Below are 18,151 nucleotides of genomic sequence, written 5' to 3' on the forward strand. Positions count from 1 at the left end.
TCCGTGCTCGTGAGATCGACACTAGGAGCTGGGTGAGTATGCGGGAAGCGACGATCTGGCATCTGTGGTATGCGTATGCCGCATGGACATCTCCAGCGCCGGACTGCGGGTCCTGCGGCAGATCGCCGAGTCCGGCAGCTTCACCGCGGCAGCCGCCCGACTCGGCTACACGCAGTCGGCCGTCTCACGCCAGGCCGCCGCCCTCGAACGCAGCACCGGCACCACCCTGTTCGAACGCCGCCCGGACGGGGTACGACTCACTCCGTCCGGCTTGACCCTGCTGCGGCACGCCCACACCGTCCTGGCCTCGCTCGCCGCGGCCGAGCGCGAACTCACCGGCACCGCCCCGCGGACCGAACTGGTGCGGCTCGGGGCGGTCCCGATCGCCGGCGCGGCGATCCTGCCCGCCGCACTCGCACACCTCGCGGCGGCCGACCCGCAGATCACGGTCACCACCCGCGAGGGCACCACACCCACCCTGATCCGGGCGCTGCGCGCCGGCTCACTCGACCTCGCCGTGCTGACCTCCCGCCCACCCCACCGGCCCTTCGACGGCGACTCACCGCGCCTGCACGTCGAGACCGTCGCGGACACCGAACTGGTCGTGGCGGTTCCCTCGCCCGGAGAGTTCGCCGGGCGCACCACGGTGCACGTCGACGAACTGGTCGACGCCGCCTGGATCGCCAGCCCGTCATCGAGTACTGAGTCGCTGCTCGGCGTCTGGCCCGGCCTGCCCGGACGGCCTCGCGTCATCCACTCCGCACGCGACTGGCTGACGAAGCTCCACCTGGTCGCCGGCGGCTTCGGCGTGACGACGGTGCCGTCCCGGCTCTCACCGGTGCTACCGCCCGGAGTGAGCCTGCTGCGCGTCGACGGCACACCCCCCGAGATCCGCCGCGTACTCGTGGCACGCCTCCTCGGCCACCCCGCCCCGGCGATCACCGCCGTCACCCGAGCGATCACTTCGACCGCCTGAACCGCCGCCGAGGCCGCGCACGATCACGTATGCCCCCTTCCCCCCAAGGGTGGGCACCGCGAACACCGTCGGCCTGCTCTTCGCAGTACTGGCGATCGACTTCGCCGTCGTCACGGCCCTGCACGAACTCCTCCCACGCCGCGATCACGCCTACCGGCCGACGGGGGCCAGTCTTCCGCCGAGGCAAGCGGACTCGTTGCCGGTGGACGACGTGGCACTGGTCGGGGATTTGGAGTTCAGCCTCCCACCAAAAGCTCTCAAACCACCCTCCGAGAGCCGAACTTGACACACCGACAGACCTCGCGTGCACCCCTGCGGAGCCACCGGGATCCCCGCGGGCAGCCGCAAGCAGCCGCAGAAATCCCCAGCCGAACTCACCGCCAAGACAACGGAGTTGGAAACGCGCGGCAGCCCTACAGTGGCCCGCCCTTGGCGGCCACGGCGACGTCGGCACGCGCCCTGGCCGATGTACTTGGCTGGCCGGCCGTGTTGCCGTGTCGGGATCAAGAACAGGTGCGGGCGGTCACCGGGTCCGCCGCCAGACCCGCAGTCAGTCGCCGCTCCGAGGCGCCCGGCGCCCGGCGCGCCCGGGCCCGCGGCAGCGGCCGGCACACCTGACATGACACTAGATTGCTAGGATGCTAGCATCGCCGTGTGAGTGACGAAGAGGTCAAGCAGTTCAACGTGTACTTGCCAATCGGGCTGATCAAGCGGGTCAAGCATCACGCCATCGAGTCGGGCCTGTCCCTCTCGGCGGTGGTCGCTGACGCCCTGCGCGCCTACCTCGACGACACCCATGGGCAGCGACAGCAATCGCCTGAGAAGGAGACCTGACATGGCGACCGAAGGTATCGAGGCCGTGTTCCTGGAGACCCACAACTGGGGCAAGGCAGCGAAGTTCTTCCAGTCACTGGGCTTCGAATTGGAGTTCTCGACCGACCACAGCTCCGGCCAGCTCCGCAAGGGCGACGGTCCCTACGTGTTCATCGCCGAGGTCCCCGAGGACCGGGAGCCCCGGACGCAGATCGTGCTGAAGGTGGCCGATGCGGATGCGTTCCATCTCGATCCTGCGGTCGAGGTCGTCACGCCGTTCGAGGACACCCATTACGGGACCACGGAGATGACCGTCCGTGACCCCGACGGACGTCTGTGGAGCCTCCAGGCCCCGGCCAAGAACTGACCGCAGGGAGAGGGACATCGTGGCAGACGAGGAGAACGAGGTGCCCGACAGCACCGCGGTGCGGGTCGCCCTCTGGCGAGCGCTGCACGTGCAGGTCGACCCGCCACCCCACGTGCTCGAGGACGAGATCGGCCTGCGGCTGGCGGCCCCTGACGATGGATGGCGGCGCCGCCCGGACATGGACCCGCGCACCACCAGCGGGTTCCGGGCGGCCATTGTGAGCCGCGCTCGTTTCATCGAGGACCTGGTTGCCGAGCAGATCGACCACGGCGTCACCCAGTACGTCATCCTGGGGGCCGGACTCGACACCTTTGCCCAGCGCAGACCGGAGATCGCCGCCCGCCTACGGGTCTTCGAGATCGACCAGCCGGGCACCCAATCCTGGAAGCGACGACGCCTGATCGAGCTCGGCTACGGGATCCCCGACTGGCTGCGACTGGTGCCGGTCGACTTCGAGGCGGGCGGGAACTGGTGGAAGGAGTTGGCCGACTCCGGCTTCGATCCCGGCCGGCCGGCGGTCGTCGTCTCCACCGGCGTCACCATGTACCTCACCAAAGACACCACCGCGGCGACCCTGCGCCGGCTCGCCGGGCTGGCTCCCGGCTCGACGCTCGCCATGACGTTCATGCTGCCGACCGAACTCATCGATGACGCCGATCGCCCCGCACTCGAGGCGACCAGGCCACAGGCGCAAGCAGCCGGAACGCCGTTCATCAGCTTCTACACCCCGCAGGAGATGCTGGCACTGGCCCGCGACGCCGGCTTCAAAGACGCCCAGCACGTGTCGGGAACTGCGCTGGCCGACCGCTACTTCGCCGATCGGGCCGATGGCCTTCGCCCGTCAAGTGGAGAGGACCTACTGGTGGCCAGTACCTGACGCTCTTCGGCCACGCCACCTGTTCCGAAAAGAAGGTTGGGGGAATGGCCGCCGGCGCAGGGAGATGGTCCGTCAACCGACTCGAAGTCCCTACCCGGAGGAGGGCAAACGTTGGCTGATGCGGCACTGGCCAGTCGGCGAACAGGACGACGAGCAAGGGAGATTCACCGCCGGCCGGCAGGTGAACGACCGATGGCGGGGCGGCAACCGGGCCCAGCTCGACCAACCAGCGGCAAGCGCCAAGCAGCGGCCAACGGGCGGACTGGCGGGCGTCCCGCCGCGAGCCTTCCGGCCACAGCCGCCGCTCCACCCACTGGCGGCACGCCTGCGGGCAGTGCCGCTCCTACACCGCGCCCGCGTACCTCTCCGCGGCGTTCATCAGCCCCATCCCCCGCGGCGGCGATCTGCGTCGCCACCGCCGGCAAAACCGCCGAAGTCCTCGGCACGCGCCGCGTCTGCCTCTCCGTGACGCATGTACGGAGTCCTTCAGCCTTGGGCCGTGGGCCGGACGACGAGTTCGTTGACGTCGACGTCGGCTGGTTGGGCAATGGCGTAGTGGACCGCTTCGCCGATCGCGGCGGCGGGGATCGCGATGCCCATCTGCCCCTCCACCGCGCCCTTGACCGCACTGTCGCCGATGGACCCGGTCAGCTCGCTGCGGGTCAGGCCCGGGCTGATCACGGTGACCCGCAACTCCCGGCTCTCCTGGCGCAGTCCCTCCGACAGGGCGCGGACTGCGTGCTTGGTGGCGCTGTAGACGGCCGCGGTCGGGTCGACCCTCAGTCCGGAGACGGAGGAGACGTTCACGATGTGTCCGCTGCGCTGGGCCTGCATGAGCGGCAGGACGGCGGCGATGCCGTGCAGGACCCCGCGCAGGTTCACGTCGATCATGCGGTTCCACTCGTCGACCCGCAGCGCGTCCAGACGTGACAACGGCATGACGCCGGCGTTGTTGACCAGGACGTCGACGCGCCCGTACCGGTCGTGGGCGGCGGCGACGAAGGACCGCACGCTGGTCGGGTCCGTCACGTCCAGCTCGTGCGGGACGGCGCTGCCAGCCCGGGCCCCGATGTCCTCGGCGAGGGCTGCGAGGCGGTCGGTGCGCCGCGCCCCGAGAACCACGTGATGGCCCGAGGCGGCGAGCCGTCTGGCGGTGGCCTCGCCGATGCCGCTGCTGGCCCCGGTGATCAGGACGACCTTCGGAGCGACGGTGGGAGACGGGTGGGACATGTTCTTCCCTTCGAGGTGTGAGGCGTCGACCGAGGCGTGGTGCGTCGGCCGGTGCTGCCAGGATGCGGGCGATCGCGCGCAGGGGGCAGGACGGGTCTTCCTGGGTGCGGTGCTCCTAGGAACCGCCGCGTACGATCCAGGGGTGAGCGGCAACGAACTGGGGCAATTCCTGCTGGCGCGGCGCTCCCGGCTCAGCCCGGCTGACGTGGGCCTGCCCCGGTCCCGGGGCCGCCGGGTCAGCGGGCTGCGGCGCGAGGAGGTAGCCGTCCTGGCGGGTGTCAGCGCGGACTACTACGCCCGTCTGGAACAGGGTCGCGAGCGGCATCCCTCCGGTCAGGTCGTCGATGCCCTCGCGCGAGCCCTGCACTTGGACGCCGACGCCTGTTGGCACGCCTACCGCCTGGCCGGGTTGGTGCCGGCGGCCCGTACCTCGTCCGCGTGCGAGGACCAGGTCGCACCGGAACTGCTGCGGCTGATGGACGCCTTCCCGGCGGCGGTGGCCTACGTGATCAACCGACGCCTGGGCATCCTCGCCTCGAACGCCTTGGCCGATGCCCTGCTCTCCCCGCTCGCGGACCCGCGCGGCATGGCCCGTTCCCTGTTCCGCGACCCCACAGCCCGGGAATTGTTCGCCGACTGGCACGCCGTGGCCCGTGACACCGTCGCCGCGCTGCGGCTGGCCCACGGCCATGAGCGGCACGATCCCCACATGTCGGCCCTGATCGATGGCCTGCGCGAGGAGAGCGAGGAGTTCGCGGCGCTGTGGAGCCAGCAGGACGTCGCCCGCCTGGGCAGCAAGACCAAGACCTTCCGCCATCCGCAGGCGGGCCTCCTGACCCTCGTCTACCAGACCTTCGAGGTACAGGACGCGCCCGGCCAGTGCCTGTTGGTCGGCACCGCGGAGCCCGGGAGCCCTGACGCCCACCGCCTGGCCCTGCTCGACGCCCACGGCGCGGGGGACGACCGAGGCGTCGTCGCGGGGCAGCGGTAGCGGCATCCGCAACGGAAATCCCGGGTGGCTTCCGGCTCCCCTCTCAGGGCGGGTCGGCTGCCGCGTCAGGCGTCGCTCTTTCCGGGGGCTTGCCGCGGGCCAGTCGTAACGCTTACAGTTACGACATGTTCGGAGGTGATGAGCGACATGAGCGCCAACAGTAGATTGACCGTCGCCGCACACGCCCTGACCTGGATCGGGCTGTATCAGCGCCGCGGCCACGAGGTCGCCACGTCCGAACAGATCGCAACGAGCGTCAACACCAACCCCGTGGTGGTCCGCCGCCTACTGGGCCAACTGCGCAAGGCCGGCCTGACCGACTCGCGCAGGGGTGCCGGTGCCGGCTGGACGCTGTCACGGGAACTCTCGGCGATCACCCTGCTCGACGTCTACGAGGCGGTGGAGCCGGGGCCGATCTTCGCCCTCCATCCCGCCACGCCCGACCCCGAGTGCGTCGTCGGTCACGGCATCACACCGGCGATGACCGCCGTCTACGAAGGGGTCGAGGCCACCCTCCGCACGGAGCTGACGAGAACCACCCTCGAAGACGTACTGCAGGACGTCCTGAAAGCCGCCTAGTTTCGCTCATCACGCCCTGTCGGCGACGGGAACTCCCGCGCCGCTTACGGCGCCCCAAAATGTAACAAGAATAGTTACGTCAAGGATTCGGAGAACGTCATGGGACAGCTGGACAACAAGACCGCCCTCATCACCGGGGCCTCCACCGGCATCGGCCTGGCCATTGCCCGCCGGTTCGCCGCCGAGGGGGCGACCGTCTACCTCACCGGCCGCCGCAAAGCCGAGCTGGAGGCCGCCGTCGAACAGGTCGGCAGCCACGCCGTCGGCATCCGAAGCGACGTGTCGCAACTCGACGACCTCGACCGGCTCTTCACCGAGATCACCGAGCGCAGCGGTCAACTCGACATCGTCGTGGCCAACGCCGGCGTCGGGGACTTCGGCCCGCTCGGGGAGATCACCGAGGAAGCGTACGACCGCACCACAGCAATCAACCTCAAGGGCACCGTCTTCACCGTCCAAAAGGCGCTCCCACTGCTGTCGGCCGGCGCCTCGGTGATCCTGCTCTCCTCCAGCGCGGCCCTGCGCGGCGCCCCGGGCCTCGGTGTCTACGCCGCCACCAAGGCCGCGATCCGCAGCCTCGCCCGTACCTGGGCCGCCGAACTCGCCGGCCGCGGCATCCGCGTCAACGCCCTCACCCCCGGCCCCGTCACAACCCCCGGCGCCGACGAACTGCGCGCCGCCTTCCCGCAAGACGGACAGGCCGCCGAGCCCACCACCCCAACCCCGCTCGGCCGAGCGGGCCGCCCCGACGAAGTCGCCGCCACCGCCCTCTACCTCGCCGGAGACCAGAGCTCCTTCACCACCGGCGCGGAACTGTTCGTCGACGGCGGCGCCACCCAGCTCTGAAGGCTGTTGCACAGAGGACTACGCGCCACAGCGGGCCGTTTCAGGTCGAAGGTGACGGTGGCCATCCGCCCGTCGGAGCTCAGCAGGCGCCGGAAGGCCCGCAGGTCGGTTCCCACGGTGTCCGAGACCACGTCGAAGCGGCCCAAATCCGCGGGCCGGACGGCCTGGTGGTCGCCAGCCTGGTTCGAGCCGTGCCCGCGGACGAAGTCGACGTTGGTGGCGCGGGCGAGAGCTGTGCCTCGACGCCGTACGCCCGCCCGCGTTGGTCGGCGGCGTTGCCGACGCCGCCCGCCGCGCCCCGTACGAGGAGCCGTTCGCCGGGGCGCGGCCCGGCTTCGTCCCGCAGCGCGGCAACCGTGGACCAGCGCGGCAAGTGGGCAGCGGAACCTGCGATCCGGAAGGTGGCGCTGCGGGATGCGGCGGCGAACGGGGGCCGGCAGCGAGCCCGGCCGGCCCGCAGCCCGGGCCGGGGCAGCGGACGGTGATCCGGGACGGACCAGACGACGAGCCACAGGCTGGCGATGGCCGGACGCGGCACCGGGGCGCACCGGACGAGCAGACGAAAGCCCCGGCCCGGGGCGGACACAGCCGCGAACACATCCCACCCACGCCCCACCGCCGGACCTGGGAACGGCCGAGCGGCGCATCGAAGGGACGGACGTCAACGAGCAGTGGCACGGCCGGCGGACGGGGACGGGCCCCGAGCGGGCAGTCGACACGCGAGACGGCCGGCCGGGGGGGGGACGACGAAGCCACGAACGACTTCGACCAGGGCGCCGGCGCGGGCCGCCCCGGGCCAGGAGTTATCCAGACGTTAGCGGGACGACAGCGCAGGGCTGGAAGATTGGTTGTCGTCCGGGGCGAGAGGATCGGCAACGGACACCGAACTGCGTCGGGCGCCACGTCCGCAGCTATCGAGGAGAACACCATGCACCGCACATCCGTCCTCAGGGCCGTTACCGCCACCGCCGTCGGACTGACCGCCACCGTCGCGCTCACAGCATGTCAGGCGAGCGACTCCTCGGACGCGAACGGCAAGGGCGGCTCCTCCTCGACCGCGGCGTCGTCCTCGGACTCGCAGAGCAAGTCGTCGGCCAACTCCTCCTCCAGCGGGTCCGCGCCGTCGTCCGGGAACGGCTCGCACGCCTCCTCGAAGGCGTCGACGTGCCGCACCTCGAATCTGCGGATCACGGCGAAGAACCAGGGCGAGGCCCGCCAGGGTCTGGGCGATATCCTCATCACGTTCACGAACACCGGCAGCAACTGCCGGATGGAGGGGTTCCCGGGCGTCGACCTGAAGACCAACTACGGCACACAGTCGGTGGACCGCAACAAGCAGGAAGTGGGGATCCCGTTCACCCTCAAGGCGGGGAAGAGGGCCACCGCCAACATCGCCTACCCGATCAACAACACCGGCGGCTCAGGCGTCCGCGGCACCGCCCTCGTGGTAACCCCTCCGAACGAGACGCACCACGTCACCGTCCCCGTCTCGGTCAGCCTGCCCGTGAGCAACACCGACGAGGGGAAACTGGAAGTCACCCCGGTCTTCCAAGAGCGCTGACAGCCCGCGGCAAGGCCCCCGCAGCGCCCCTGCCGGGACGGGCCAGTCTCAGTAGGGTCGAGGGCTGGCTGGCCAGAGTTGCGGCCATACCAACGAAGACGAGGAAGTGCCCGGGTGTGCGTTCGTAGGGGCGGGCGAGGAAGCACCGGGCCGAAGAACCACGGACGGCCACACATGGGCCGCTGACCGCGGAGGCGAGCCCATGGCCATGAGGTCAGTCACTTCTCACCTTCCCCAGTGAGCCGGTGCGAACCCACTGAACGTCCACTGACACGTGCATGAAATATCTGATGAGGAAATCGTCCAGACCGTACGCGCCTTGGCCGCGAAGGAAATCCGGCGAGATCAGTTGGCCAATGTGGTTACGGAATTGAGAGGCGCCACCTCTGCCGAGGATATCGCCGAACAGAACCGCTGCGGTGAGGCGATGGCGGATCTTGATGCCGAGATCCTTGTCGAGTTCGTAGAGAAATTGGATCGTTTGGGACTGCGAAGCGCAGCGGTGCTCTGCGAACACGCCGCACGGGAGGAAGGGCTGCTGACTCCTGTGGACGAGACGTAATTCCAGCCTGAGTCCGGCCGGCAGCACGAAATATCGAACTGGCCGCTGCCGCGCCGTGGTTGGCCCGGCGACGGGGCGGCACCCAGGCGGGCGGACGGCGAACCGGAGCCCTGCAACAGGCACACCACCCTGTCGGCACCAGCGGCGAACGTGAAGACGGAGTTCGTGCCGCGAATTCCAGCGTTCGACGTAGAGGCGCGACGGCCGACCCACAGAGGGGACCGACCGTCGCCGTTGTGCCTCGACTTCACTGTTAGCCGAGGTCGTCATCCTGGATGTCGTCGAGGCTCTGCTGGCGGCCCTGTTGTTGCTGCTGACGTTCCTGCTGTTGCTGGCGGACCTTGTCCTGGGCTTGCTGGCCCTTCTGCTGCGCCTGCTGCTTGGCCTGCTGGGCCTTCTGCCGGGCCTGCTGCGCCTTGTTCTGCATTTCGTCCTTCATGCCCACGGGGCTTCACTCCTTGGGTGCTGAGGCGGGATCGAAGCCAAGGTTGGCATCCGGACGCAGGCACGGCATCTCGGATCGTCACGCCCCGCCCCGGAGTCACACCTGGCGGCAGAGGCGATTTCCTGCGTGAGTGATTCTTCGGCACGTGGGGTCGTTCGGGTGGTCTGGCGCAGCAGCAACCGGCGCTCTCGCCTCCCCGCGGTCTGGTCGGTCCGTCGCCGGACGGCGCTCAACGTTTCGTCTCGCACGGCCAAGCAAATTTTATTGATCGATCGATCAACCGGAAAGCACGCTCAGCCCAGGAAGCCACCGGAACCAGCAGCAGCGGATGAGCCACTCGATCCAAGACCTCCAAACCCTCCCCCAGAAAACGAATTGGCACGTGCGAGAGAGTTGCTGCTCCCATGGCCGGGGTAAAGGTCCGCCCCGCCGCAATGGTTGATCGGAGTTGCAGCGAACGAGGGGGACAGGAAGACGATGATTCCGCCGGCCGATGCGGGTGCGACACTGGCGAGTTCAGCCCCAAGGGCAGCCGTGGTGAGCACGAGGAAAGGGGCGAGTTTCCTGCGTGTGATCATGCTCGGGTAACGACGGCTCGCAATCGGGGGGATCACTGGCACGGCGTCCGGTCTGCCCGATTCGCCTGAGGGGGTGACATCGGCCGGGCCACGACGGGAGGCGCGGAATGAAGGCCCACTCGGCGACGGGACGACGGCCAGCAGCGGGACAAACGAGCGGCAGGGCCGAGCACGAGCCCGAGTGGCACAGGGGCCCGGCGCTGCGTGGCGCGGCCCCGGGCGACAACGGTGGTGCAAGCCGCGGACCGGACCCGGTGGACGCGGCGGGCCCCTGCGGGCGGGGGCCTTGTGGCCACCGGCGAAGCGACGACGGAGCGGGGTACGGCCGGCCGGCGGAGCGCCACGGGGCCAGCGGCACGACGAGCGGGCAACTGCAGGTCGATGACGACGCCCGACGGAGATTGCGCCGGGCAGGGCTCGGCGATCGGGGATACGGCACACCGCGACTTGATAGGCAAGTGACAGCTTGCCTATGCTGGGGTTGTGGCCGAAGACCTCTTCAAAGCGCTGGCCGATCCCACTCGCCGCACCATCCTCGACGAACTCGCGTGCCAATCCGGGCAGACCCTGTTCGAGATCTGCTCGCGACTGGCCATGAAGCATCAGCTCGGCATCTCCCGCCAGGGGGTCTCTCAGCACCTCGCCGTGTTGGAAGCCGCGGGGCTGGTGGAAGTGAGGCGGGAGGGGCGCTACAAGTTCCACAACCTCAACACGGCTCCGCTACGGCAGATCACCGAGCGATGGCCCCTGCCCGACTCACCCGGACCGGAGAGCACCCCATGAAGATCCATCTGACTCAAATCTTCGTCGACGACCAGGCCAAGGCCCTGCACTTCTACACCGAGATCCTCGGCTTCGTGAAGAAGCACGACGTCCCGGTCGGCGAGACCGACCGGTGGCTGACCGTCGTCTCCCCCGAGACGCCCGACGGTACCGAACTCCTCCTGGAGCCCGTGGGCCACCCGGCCGCCAGGACGTACCGCGACGCGCTCGTCTCGGACGGCATCCCGCTCGCCCAGTTCGCGGTCGACGACGTGCACGCGGAGTACGAACGCCTGCACGGCCTCGGCGTCCACTTCACTCAGGAGCCACTGGAGATGGGCCCCATCACCACCGCCGTCTTCGACGACACCTGCGGCAACTTGATCCAGATCGCCACCCAGCCGCAGTAGACAGCCGAGGCGGGGCCAGCCGCAGAGGGTCATGCCCGGGCCCCGCGCAGCCACTCGACAGCCGGCCGGGGCGGGCACCGTACAACTCGGGGTGCACGGCGGTGAACCCGCCGGTGTGGCGGTTCAGAGCCGGCAAGTGCACGCCGATCGCGATGCCCGCCGACGGCGTCCTGCAGGGACTTCGCCCGCGTGAAGTCGGGCATCCCTGATGGTCTTCGGCCTCGGGGAACATCGGTACAGCTGTTATCGGTGAGAACGATCATGGTCGTCTAGCACAGTGATCCACTTCGCCGCTGGGGTTCGGTGAAACGCTTCCGGCCCTGGTCCGGGGCTGCCTACGGTCCGGCCGGTGGAATTTCTGAGTGATGAGCAGGCCGAGGCGTACGGGGCGTTCGCCGAGGAGCCGACCCGCCCAGAGCTGAAGCGGTTCTTCTTCCTGGACGACGTGGACCGGGACCTGATCGCTCTGCGGCGGACGCAGCATCACCGGCTCGGGTTCGCGCTCCAGATGTGCACGGTTCGGTATGTCGGCCTGTTCTTGGAGGACCCGCTCGCGGTGCCGTGGCCGGTGATCGAGCACCTGGCGGTGCAGCTCGGCATCGAGGACCCGTCGCGGTGGTCAAGAAGTACACGGAGCGGCGTCAGACGCCGTACGACCACGCGTGGGAGATCCGGGACGCCTACGGCTACCACCCCTACGAAGACGCCGAGTGGGGCCGGCGGTTCCGAACGTTCCTGCTCGGGCGGGCGTGGACGCACGCCGAGGGCCCGAAGGCGCTGTTCGACCACGCGGTGGGCTGGCTGCGCCGCAACCGGGTGCTGCTGCCGGGGGTGTCGGTGCTGGTCCAGCAGGTGTCGGAGGTGCGGACGGTCGCGGAGAAGCGGCTGCACGCCACGGTCGCGGGCGCCGGCCGCCGACGCGGACGACGGGCACGGCGTTCGCCCGCGCGCTGGAGCGGGTGGACGAGATCGGCGCGTACCGGCTCGGCAGGTTGAGGCTGTCGCAGATCCCGCCGAACCGGATGGCGGCGCTGGCCCGGTACGCGCTGGGGTCGAAGGCGCCGCTGCTGGAGCGGGCTCAGGAGCCGAAGCGCACGGCGATGCTGACCGGGGTGATGCGGCACCTGGACGCCAAGGCGATTGATGAGGCCCTGGACCTGTTCCAGGGCCTGATGGCCACCCGGCTGCTGAACTCGGCAAAGCGCAAGACGGAGAAGGAGCGGCTGTCGACGCTGCCGCAGCTGGAGAAGGCGTCGCGGATGCTCGCGCGGGCGGCGAAGGCGCTGTTCGAGGAGTTGGAGCTGGTCGAGGAGCAGGAGGCGGATCTGGACCTGGCCGTGCTCTGGGCGGCCGTGGAGGAAGTTGCCTCGCGCGCCGCCGTGATGACCGCGGCGGCCACCGTGGTGACCCTGGTGCCCGAGGACGAGAACTCAGCCGAGGTCGCCATGCGGGCGGCGCTCGCGAACCGGTACGCGACGGTGCGCCCGTTCCTCGCGTTGCTGGGTGAGTCGAAGGCGCTGGACGCGGCGAGCGCCGGGAAGCGGGTCCTGGCCGGGGTGCGGGGTCTTCCGGCGCTGGCGCGGCGGAAGGTGGGCGTCAAGCCGCTACTGCCACGCGAGGTGGACGACAAGCTCGTGCCGCCGGCCTGGCGCAAGGCGATGTACGCCAACCCGGACCTGCCGCAGGGCGCGGTGGACCGGGACGCGTACGTGGTGTGCGTACTGGAGCAGCTGCACCGGGGCCTGAACAACCGCGACGTCTTCGCCTCACCCTCGCACCGCTGGTCCAACCCGCGCGCCCACCTGCTGGACGGCCCCGACTGGGACGCGGTCGAGGAGGACGTCCTGGCAACCCTGAGCCTGGACATGCCCGTCACCGAGCACCTGGCGGAGCTGGTGCGCGGCCTGGACGCCGGATGGAAGCAGCTCGCCGAACGCCTTCAGGAGGCAGGGCCGGCGGCGAAGGTCTCCATCGAGGTCCAGGACGACGGGCGGGTGAAACTGAACGTCGACAAGCTCGGCGCCCTCGGCGAACCGAAGTCCCTGACCTGGCTGCGCCAACGGGTCGAGAAGATGCTCCCGAAGATCGACCTGCCGGACCTGCTGTTCGAGGTGAACGCCTGGACCGGCTTCCTCGACTCCTTCGTCCACCTCGGCGACGGCACCACCCGTAGGAAGGACCTGCCCACCTCGGTGATCGCGCTGCTGGTGCCCGAGGCGTGCAACATCGGCCTGGCCCCGGTGGTCAACCCCGGTTACGAGGCCCTGACCCGGGGCCGCCTTGTCCACGTCGACCAGCCGCAGGCGCCCTGCGCCCGCTGCGCGACCCGGACGCGTCGGAACCGGACGAAGACGAGACCGGCGCGGAATGAATCCGGCCCGCCGTTGGCTGCGGCCCGGGACAGGCTCGCCCGGTTGGTCAGAGGAGGGCGCCGCCGGAGACCTCGATGCGCTGGGCGGTCATCCAGCGCAGGCCCTCGGACGCCAGCGTGGCGATGGCGTCGCCGATCTCCTCGGGTTCGCCGACGCGGCCGAGCGCGGTCTGCCCGGCGAGACCCTGGCGCATCTCGGCGTCATCCCGCATGGCACCGCCGTTGAAGTCAGTGGCGGTCGGCCCGGGGGCAATGGAGTTGACCCGGATGCCGCGGGGGCCGAGTTCTGCGGCCAGAGTGCGGCTCAGGGCCTCGACGGCGGCCTTCGAGGCGGAGTAGACCGAGGTCGCGGGACTGGTGTGGCGAGTCAACGACGACGAGACGTTGATGACGCGGGCGCCCTGCGCCAGCAGCGGCACAAGCGACTGGATGAGGAAGAACGTGCCCCGCACGTTCGTGCCGAACACCGTGTCGAAGTCGTCAGCCGTGACAGCTTCCAGCGGGCCGAAGACACCCACCCCCGCGTTGTTGACCACAACATCGAGCCGCGAGGCCCCCCAGCGCTCAAGCAGTCCGCTCAGCTCGGAAGTGAAGGCTCCGAAAGAGGAGACGTCGCTGATGTCGAGACGCATGACAGCGGCAGTCCCGCCCGCAACTTGCACTTGCTGCGCCGTCTCCTCGGCCCCGGCCGCATCACCGCGATGGGTGACCACGACCCGCACCCCGCGCGCCGCCAGGGCAAGAGCCGCACTCCGACCCAGACCACGGTTCGCACCGGTCACCAAAGCGATCCTGTCGACTGTCATCAGCTACTCCCCCATCGCACGGCACCCGAGAGACGGCGGGCGCCGCAATCAGATACGAGTCGCCTGACTCGCCTTTCCATCGCAGCGTAGACACGCCAAAAGAGGCGAGTCAAGTGACTCGCCTCGGATCTGGGGCATACTGCACGCATGGCAGCAGAGCTCTCCGCACATCACCGCCGTCTCGCCCAGCAGAAGCGTGAGGCGATCATCTCCGCAGCCACGGACCTCTTCCTGAACCGCGGCTACGACGGCACTTCCCTCGCCCGCATTGCCGAAGGGGCGGCCGTCTCGAAGTCCACCCTGTTCAAGCAGTTCCCCACCAAGGCAGCCCTCTTCGAGGCCATCGTCACCGAGTCCTGGCAGCGCGACGCCGCAGGCGCCGTCGCGCGACCCCAGGCCGGAGACCTGCGCTCCGGCCTGACCTCCATCGGCCACCGCTACGCCGACCTGATCGGCCGACCCGGCATGACAGCCCTGTTCCGCATCGTCATCGCCGAACTGCCCCGCTTCCCCGAACTGGGACGGATGCAGTTCCAACTCGGCAAGCTGCCCTACTTCACCTCAGTCCAGCACTACCTGGAGTCGGAGCGCGAGGCCGGTAACGCCGACGTCCCGGACTCCGAGAGCGCCGCCAACCAATTCCTCGGGATGATCGCCAACTACGTGCTCTGGCCCCGCATGCTGTTGACCGACTGGAACCCCGCAGCCTCTGACATCCGCTACGCCGTCGAGCAGGCGGTAGAGACCATGCTCGCCCGCTACGCCTCCGATCGGACAGCCTGACCCGAAGCAGGAATTCGTACGCCGCAGCCCCAGCGCTGGAGGGGCCCGCGAACCAGCGACCCCGCGGGCCGCCGCTGTCGTCAAATGATCGTTTGACGACAGGCAGCCGACGCACCCAATGAACCCGTGCAATCCGGAGGTTCACGGCGGCCCGAATCCAATCGGATCCGATGGTGATTGCTGACAGGGTTTGACGACAGATGGGGTCCGATCCTCCGTACGGAAGGAGCCCCACGGTGGCGAACTTGGTCTACGAGCGGGTCTCGACCGACCAGCAGTCCACCGCCCGGCAAGACCTCGTCCTGGACGAGGCCGGGATCGAGGACCCGATCGTCTTCGAGGAGTACCCGGGCACCTCCAGCCGCCTCCACCCGCTCCAGCGCCCGAAGTTCGGCGAGCTGCTGGCGTACGCGCGGCCGGGCGACACCGTGCACATCTCCGAAATGTTCCGCCTCGTGCGCGGCAACCAGCACATTCTCGACGTGCTCGACGTCCTGCACCGCGACCGTCTCGCCCTGCGCATCCACGACGGCGCGTTCTCCGCGATGGACCTCACCGCCCGCCACCCGCGTACCGGCGAGCTGCTGTCCACCGTGAAGTTCATGGTGCAGACCCTGGCCGCCGCCGGCGACCTCCAGCGCGAACTGACCTACGACGGACTGCGCGCCGCCGAGGCCAAGGGCAGCAAGGGCGGGCGCCGCCCCGCCGTGGCGGCCGCGCAGACCCACGACGTGCGCACCGCGTACCTGGAAGGCCGCTCCATCGCCGCCCTCGCCCGCGACCACCGGGGCAGCCGCGGCGCGATCCGAACCGCCGTCGCCGACCTCCTGCCCGACCACACCGCCTCGGAGGAGGACGCGCCCGCCCCGGAGGTGCCGGTCATCCTCGACATACCGGGCAAGGTCGCCGACTACCTCCGCACCACCGAGCTGGAGCCGGCCGAGCGCGCCGCGCTCGACCAAGGGACGACCGTACGGCGCGGCCAGGGCTACACCCTGCGCGTCAGCGCCGTCCCCGCCGTACACCGCCAGCTCCTCGCCCACTGCCAGCCACTCGACGGTACCCAAGGCGCCCCTGCGGTACCGGCTCAGCGCAAGGCCCGACGCGAGTACGAGAACCGGGTCAGCGCACTCACACCCTGACCGAGATCGTTCTCGCCGATAACCGCTGTACCGATGTTCCCCGAGGCCGGTCTTCTCGACCGCGGTGGAGAAGACCGCCCTCAACACCCACCTGGACAGGCCGGAACGATCAGTACGGCGGCGGGCCGGAGTCCGCCCAACCGGCGGCTGGCCTACGCCCGGCGCGATGCTGTCAGGTCACTCGGCCGTGAGCCGGGGTGTGCGCGGCGGCTCCGTCCGGCGGGTGCCGGTCGCCTCGAAAGCCGCCGCGAGCGTGAGCAGGGCGTTGTCGTCGTAGGCGCGGCCGGCGAAGGTCAGGCCAACGGGCATGCCGGTGTCCGCCATGGTGCCCATGGGCACGGTCACCGTGGGGATGCCCAGGTGGCGGGGGACGAGGTTGCCGTTGGCGACCCAGACGCCGTTGCGCCAGCCCAGGTCGGCGGACGCCTCGGAGACGTCCATGTCCGCGGGCCCCACGTCGGCGACGGCGGGGAACACCACCGCATCCAGGCGCAGCCCGTCCAGCCACAGCTCCAGGTCGACCCGGCGGGTCTCCTCCAGTCCGCGCAGTCCCTCTTCGAGGTGCGGCATGTCGGTGAAGGAGGCGTACGGCCGCTCGCGCACGAAGCGCGGGTAGTCGGTGATGGTGTCGTCGAAACCGGCGTACCGGTCGGGGAGTTCGCCCGGGTGCTGGGGCCAGATGCGGTCGCCGTCGACATCGGCCAGGGTGCTGAGTTCCGGGTCACCGTTGGCGCGCAGGAAGTCGTCCCACGTCCAGGCGGACAGGTCCTCGATCTCGACCTTGAGGAAGTCGCGGCTGACCAGGCCGCGGGTGAGCAGCGAGGGCGCGCCGGGGCGGTCGGACTCGTAGTTCGTGACGACGGGGAAGTCGACCTCGACCACCTCGGCGCCGGCGGCCTCCAGGTCGCGGCGGGCGGCCTCCCACAGGGCGATCACCGAGGGGCGGGTGTCGATCCGCTGCCCGGTCTGGCCGCCGATGCCGCCCTCGGGGTTCGTTCCGGCCTCGGGGTCGGCGTTGAGGTACATCTTCGGGACGCCTACCCGCTTGCCGGCCAGGGCGGCGCGCGCCGCCGTGGCGTCGGTGGGCGCGAGCGCCGGGTACGAGGTCGGGCGTACCTGCGAGGCCGCCGGCAGCGCCACCCACGGTTGGGCGCGCCAGAGGTCGCCCCGGGTCTGCGGGTCGTCAGCGACGACGACGTCGAGCAGTTCGAGCAGGTCGGCCATGGTGCGGGTGTGCGGGACGACGACGTCCATGGTCGGCACCAGCGGCCAGTTGCCGCGGACGGAGATCACGCCGCGGCTCGGCGTGTAGGCGCACAGCGCGTTGTTCGAGGCGGGTGCCCGGCCCGAGGACCAGGTCTCCTCACCGAGCCCGAAGGCTCCGAAGGAGGCCGCCGTCGCGGTGCCCGAGCCGTTCGAGGAGCCGGAGCCGTAGGCGCTGGTCAGCCAGTCGGCGCTGTACGGGCTCTCCGCGCGGCCGTACACGCCGCGCTGCATGCCTCCGTTCGCCATCGGCGGCATGTTGGTCAGCCCGATGAGGACGGCCCCGCCGGCGCGCAGCCGCTCGATGGCGAAGGCGTCGCGTTGGGCGATGAGCTGCTCGAAGGCCGGTGAACCGGCAGCCGCCGTCAGTCCCTTGGCGAGGTAGCTGTCCTTCGCGGTGTACGGGATGCCGTCCAGCGGGCCGAGGGTCTCGCCGCGCGCGCGGCGCGCGTCGGAGGCCTCGGCCTCGGCGCGGGCGTGCGGGTTCATCACGACCATCGCGTTGAGCGCGGTGGCGGTCCCGGGCCGGTCGTAGGTGTCGATCCGCGCGAGGTAGGCGTCGAGCAGCTCGACCGCGGTGGTCTCGCCCTTCTCCAGCGCCGCGCGCAGGTCGGCGATGCCGGTCTCCACAACGTCGAATCCGCACGTCATGCGGGTGCCTCCTGAGGGGTGGGTCGGATAGGGCGGACCGCCGAACGCCGGGCCGGTCGGTGCGGCCGGGGAACTTCCGGCCGCACCGACCGGTGCAGAGGTCGGCAGCGCAGCTGGTGCTGGAACGTTCCAGCAGGT

The 18,151-nt window shown here is 70.0% G+C and carries 18 protein-coding genes and 2 pseudogenes; 14 read left to right on the forward strand and 6 right to left on the reverse strand.

From position 1 onward, the window contains the following. Nucleotides 1–82 precede the first annotated feature (82 nt). The 4 genes from ACLJT4_RS20535 (at nucleotide 83) to ACLJT4_RS20550 (ending at nucleotide 3,033) form a co-directional block, all read left to right on the forward strand. Nucleotides 83–976 carry a LysR family transcriptional regulator gene (locus ACLJT4_RS20535; RefSeq protein WP_411123827.1) on the forward strand — a complete coding sequence of 298 codons (894 nt, stop codon included), beginning with the start codon at nucleotides 83–85 and terminating at the stop codon, nucleotides 974–976. 654 nt (nucleotides 977–1,630) lie between these two features. Further along, on the forward strand, nucleotides 1,631–1,810 hold the full coding sequence (locus ACLJT4_RS20540) for a CopG family transcriptional regulator (RefSeq protein ID WP_267055278.1): 180 nt from the start codon (nucleotides 1,631–1,633) through the stop codon (nucleotides 1,808–1,810). A 1-nt stretch (nucleotide 1,811) separates the two neighbouring features. After that, nucleotides 1,812–2,156, forward strand: a complete 345-nt coding sequence (locus tag ACLJT4_RS20545; protein ID WP_411123830.1) for a VOC family protein — start codon at nucleotides 1,812–1,814, stop codon at nucleotides 2,154–2,156. Nucleotides 2,157–2,175: 19 nt separating this feature from the next. After that, on the forward strand, nucleotides 2,176–3,033 hold the full coding sequence (locus tag ACLJT4_RS20550; RefSeq protein WP_411123832.1) for a class I SAM-dependent methyltransferase: 858 nt from the start codon (nucleotides 2,176–2,178) through the stop codon (nucleotides 3,031–3,033). Between the two features lie 486 nt (nucleotides 3,034–3,519). Here the strand turns inward: ACLJT4_RS20550 and ACLJT4_RS20555 are convergent, their stop codons facing one another. Beyond that, on the reverse strand, nucleotides 3,520–4,263 hold the full coding sequence (locus ACLJT4_RS20555) for an SDR family oxidoreductase (protein ID WP_411123834.1): 744 nt from the start codon (nucleotides 4,261–4,263) through the stop codon (nucleotides 3,520–3,522). Between the two features lie 142 nt (nucleotides 4,264–4,405). Between ACLJT4_RS20555 and ACLJT4_RS20560 the strand changes: the two genes are divergently transcribed. The 3 genes from ACLJT4_RS20560 to ACLJT4_RS20570 all read left to right on the forward strand — a co-directional run bounded on the left by ACLJT4_RS20560 (nucleotide 4,406) and on the right by ACLJT4_RS20570 (nucleotide 6,679). Further along, the gene (locus ACLJT4_RS20560; protein ID WP_411123836.1) at nucleotides 4,406–5,254 is read left to right on the forward strand and encodes a helix-turn-helix domain-containing protein; all 849 of its coding nucleotides are present in this window, start codon (nucleotides 4,406–4,408) and stop codon (nucleotides 5,252–5,254) included. A gap of 147 nt (nucleotides 5,255–5,401) precedes the next feature. After that, entirely contained in the window at nucleotides 5,402–5,833 is a 432-nt protein-coding gene (locus ACLJT4_RS20565) for an Rrf2 family transcriptional regulator (RefSeq protein WP_411124276.1), read from the forward strand. A gap of 99 nt (nucleotides 5,834–5,932) precedes the next feature. Further along, complete coding sequence (locus ACLJT4_RS20570) at nucleotides 5,933–6,679, forward strand: SDR family NAD(P)-dependent oxidoreductase (RefSeq protein ID WP_411123838.1); 747 nt, start codon at nucleotides 5,933–5,935, stop codon at nucleotides 6,677–6,679. A 2-nt stretch (nucleotides 6,680–6,681) separates the two neighbouring features. On the opposite strand, the pseudogene ACLJT4_RS20575 reads toward ACLJT4_RS20570, so the two are convergent. Then, nucleotides 6,682–7,061: pseudogene (locus ACLJT4_RS20575) on the reverse strand (NAD(P)-dependent alcohol dehydrogenase); the annotation flags it as partial. A 623-nt stretch (nucleotides 7,062–7,684) separates the two neighbouring features. Further along, nucleotides 7,685–7,870 carry a hypothetical protein gene (locus ACLJT4_RS20580; protein ID WP_411124294.1) on the reverse strand — a complete coding sequence of 62 codons (186 nt, stop codon included), beginning with the start codon at nucleotides 7,868–7,870 and terminating at the stop codon, nucleotides 7,685–7,687. Between the two features lie 31 nt (nucleotides 7,871–7,901). Between ACLJT4_RS20580 and ACLJT4_RS20585 the strand changes: the two genes are divergently transcribed. Next, a complete protein-coding gene (locus ACLJT4_RS20585; protein WP_411124278.1) occupies nucleotides 7,902–8,240 on the forward strand; it encodes a DUF4232 domain-containing protein in 339 nt (112 codons plus the stop codon). 274 nt (nucleotides 8,241–8,514) lie between these two features. Further along, nucleotides 8,515–8,802, forward strand: a complete 288-nt coding sequence (locus ACLJT4_RS20590; protein ID WP_411123840.1) for a hypothetical protein — start codon at nucleotides 8,515–8,517, stop codon at nucleotides 8,800–8,802. Between the two features lie 253 nt (nucleotides 8,803–9,055). On the opposite strand, the gene ACLJT4_RS20595 is transcribed toward ACLJT4_RS20590, so the two are convergent. Further along, the gene (locus tag ACLJT4_RS20595; RefSeq protein WP_199788369.1) at nucleotides 9,056–9,241 is read right to left on the reverse strand and encodes a hypothetical protein; all 186 of its coding nucleotides are present in this window, start codon (nucleotides 9,239–9,241) and stop codon (nucleotides 9,056–9,058) included. 1,067 nt (nucleotides 9,242–10,308) lie between these two features. Between ACLJT4_RS20595 and ACLJT4_RS20600 the strand changes: the two genes are divergently transcribed. From ACLJT4_RS20600 to ACLJT4_RS20610, 3 genes and pseudogenes are all read left to right on the forward strand, one after another. Further along, the gene (locus tag ACLJT4_RS20600; RefSeq protein ID WP_275467848.1) at nucleotides 10,309–10,608 is read left to right on the forward strand and encodes an ArsR/SmtB family transcription factor; all 300 of its coding nucleotides are present in this window, start codon (nucleotides 10,309–10,311) and stop codon (nucleotides 10,606–10,608) included. Then, entirely contained in the window at nucleotides 10,605–10,997 is a 393-nt protein-coding gene (locus ACLJT4_RS20605) for a VOC family protein (RefSeq protein ID WP_411123843.1), read from the forward strand. The genes ACLJT4_RS20600 and ACLJT4_RS20605 overlap by 4 nt, the downstream gene beginning before the upstream one ends. A 331-nt stretch (nucleotides 10,998–11,328) precedes the next feature. Beyond that, nucleotides 11,329–13,294, forward strand: a pseudogene (locus tag ACLJT4_RS20610) (DUF4158 domain-containing protein); the annotation flags it as partial. Between the two features lie 121 nt (nucleotides 13,295–13,415). Here ACLJT4_RS20610 and ACLJT4_RS20615 read toward each other — a convergent pair. Then, nucleotides 13,416–14,174, reverse strand: a complete 759-nt coding sequence (locus tag ACLJT4_RS20615) for an SDR family NAD(P)-dependent oxidoreductase (protein WP_411123845.1) — start codon at nucleotides 14,172–14,174, stop codon at nucleotides 13,416–13,418. Between the two features lie 147 nt (nucleotides 14,175–14,321). Between ACLJT4_RS20615 and ACLJT4_RS20620 the strand changes: the two genes are divergently transcribed. Continuing rightward, the gene (locus ACLJT4_RS20620) at nucleotides 14,322–14,957 is read left to right on the forward strand and encodes a TetR/AcrR family transcriptional regulator (protein WP_411123847.1); all 636 of its coding nucleotides are present in this window, start codon (nucleotides 14,322–14,324) and stop codon (nucleotides 14,955–14,957) included. A 236-nt stretch (nucleotides 14,958–15,193) separates the two neighbouring features. Continuing rightward, nucleotides 15,194–16,099, forward strand: a complete 906-nt coding sequence (locus ACLJT4_RS20625; RefSeq protein ID WP_411123849.1) for a recombinase family protein — start codon at nucleotides 15,194–15,196, stop codon at nucleotides 16,097–16,099. Nucleotides 16,100–16,276: 177 nt separating this feature from the next. Here the strand turns inward: ACLJT4_RS20625 and ACLJT4_RS20630 are convergent, their stop codons facing one another. Continuing rightward, nucleotides 16,277–18,013: an amidase gene (locus tag ACLJT4_RS20630; protein ID WP_411123851.1), complete on the reverse strand. Its 1,737-nt coding sequence runs from the start codon at nucleotides 18,011–18,013 to the stop codon at nucleotides 16,277–16,279. Nucleotides 18,014–18,151 lie beyond the last annotated feature (138 nt).

Source organism: Streptomyces sp. x-19 (genome assembly GCF_046549115.1).
Taxonomy (GTDB): domain Bacteria; phylum Actinomycetota; class Actinomycetes; order Streptomycetales; family Streptomycetaceae; genus Streptomyces; species Streptomyces albulus_C.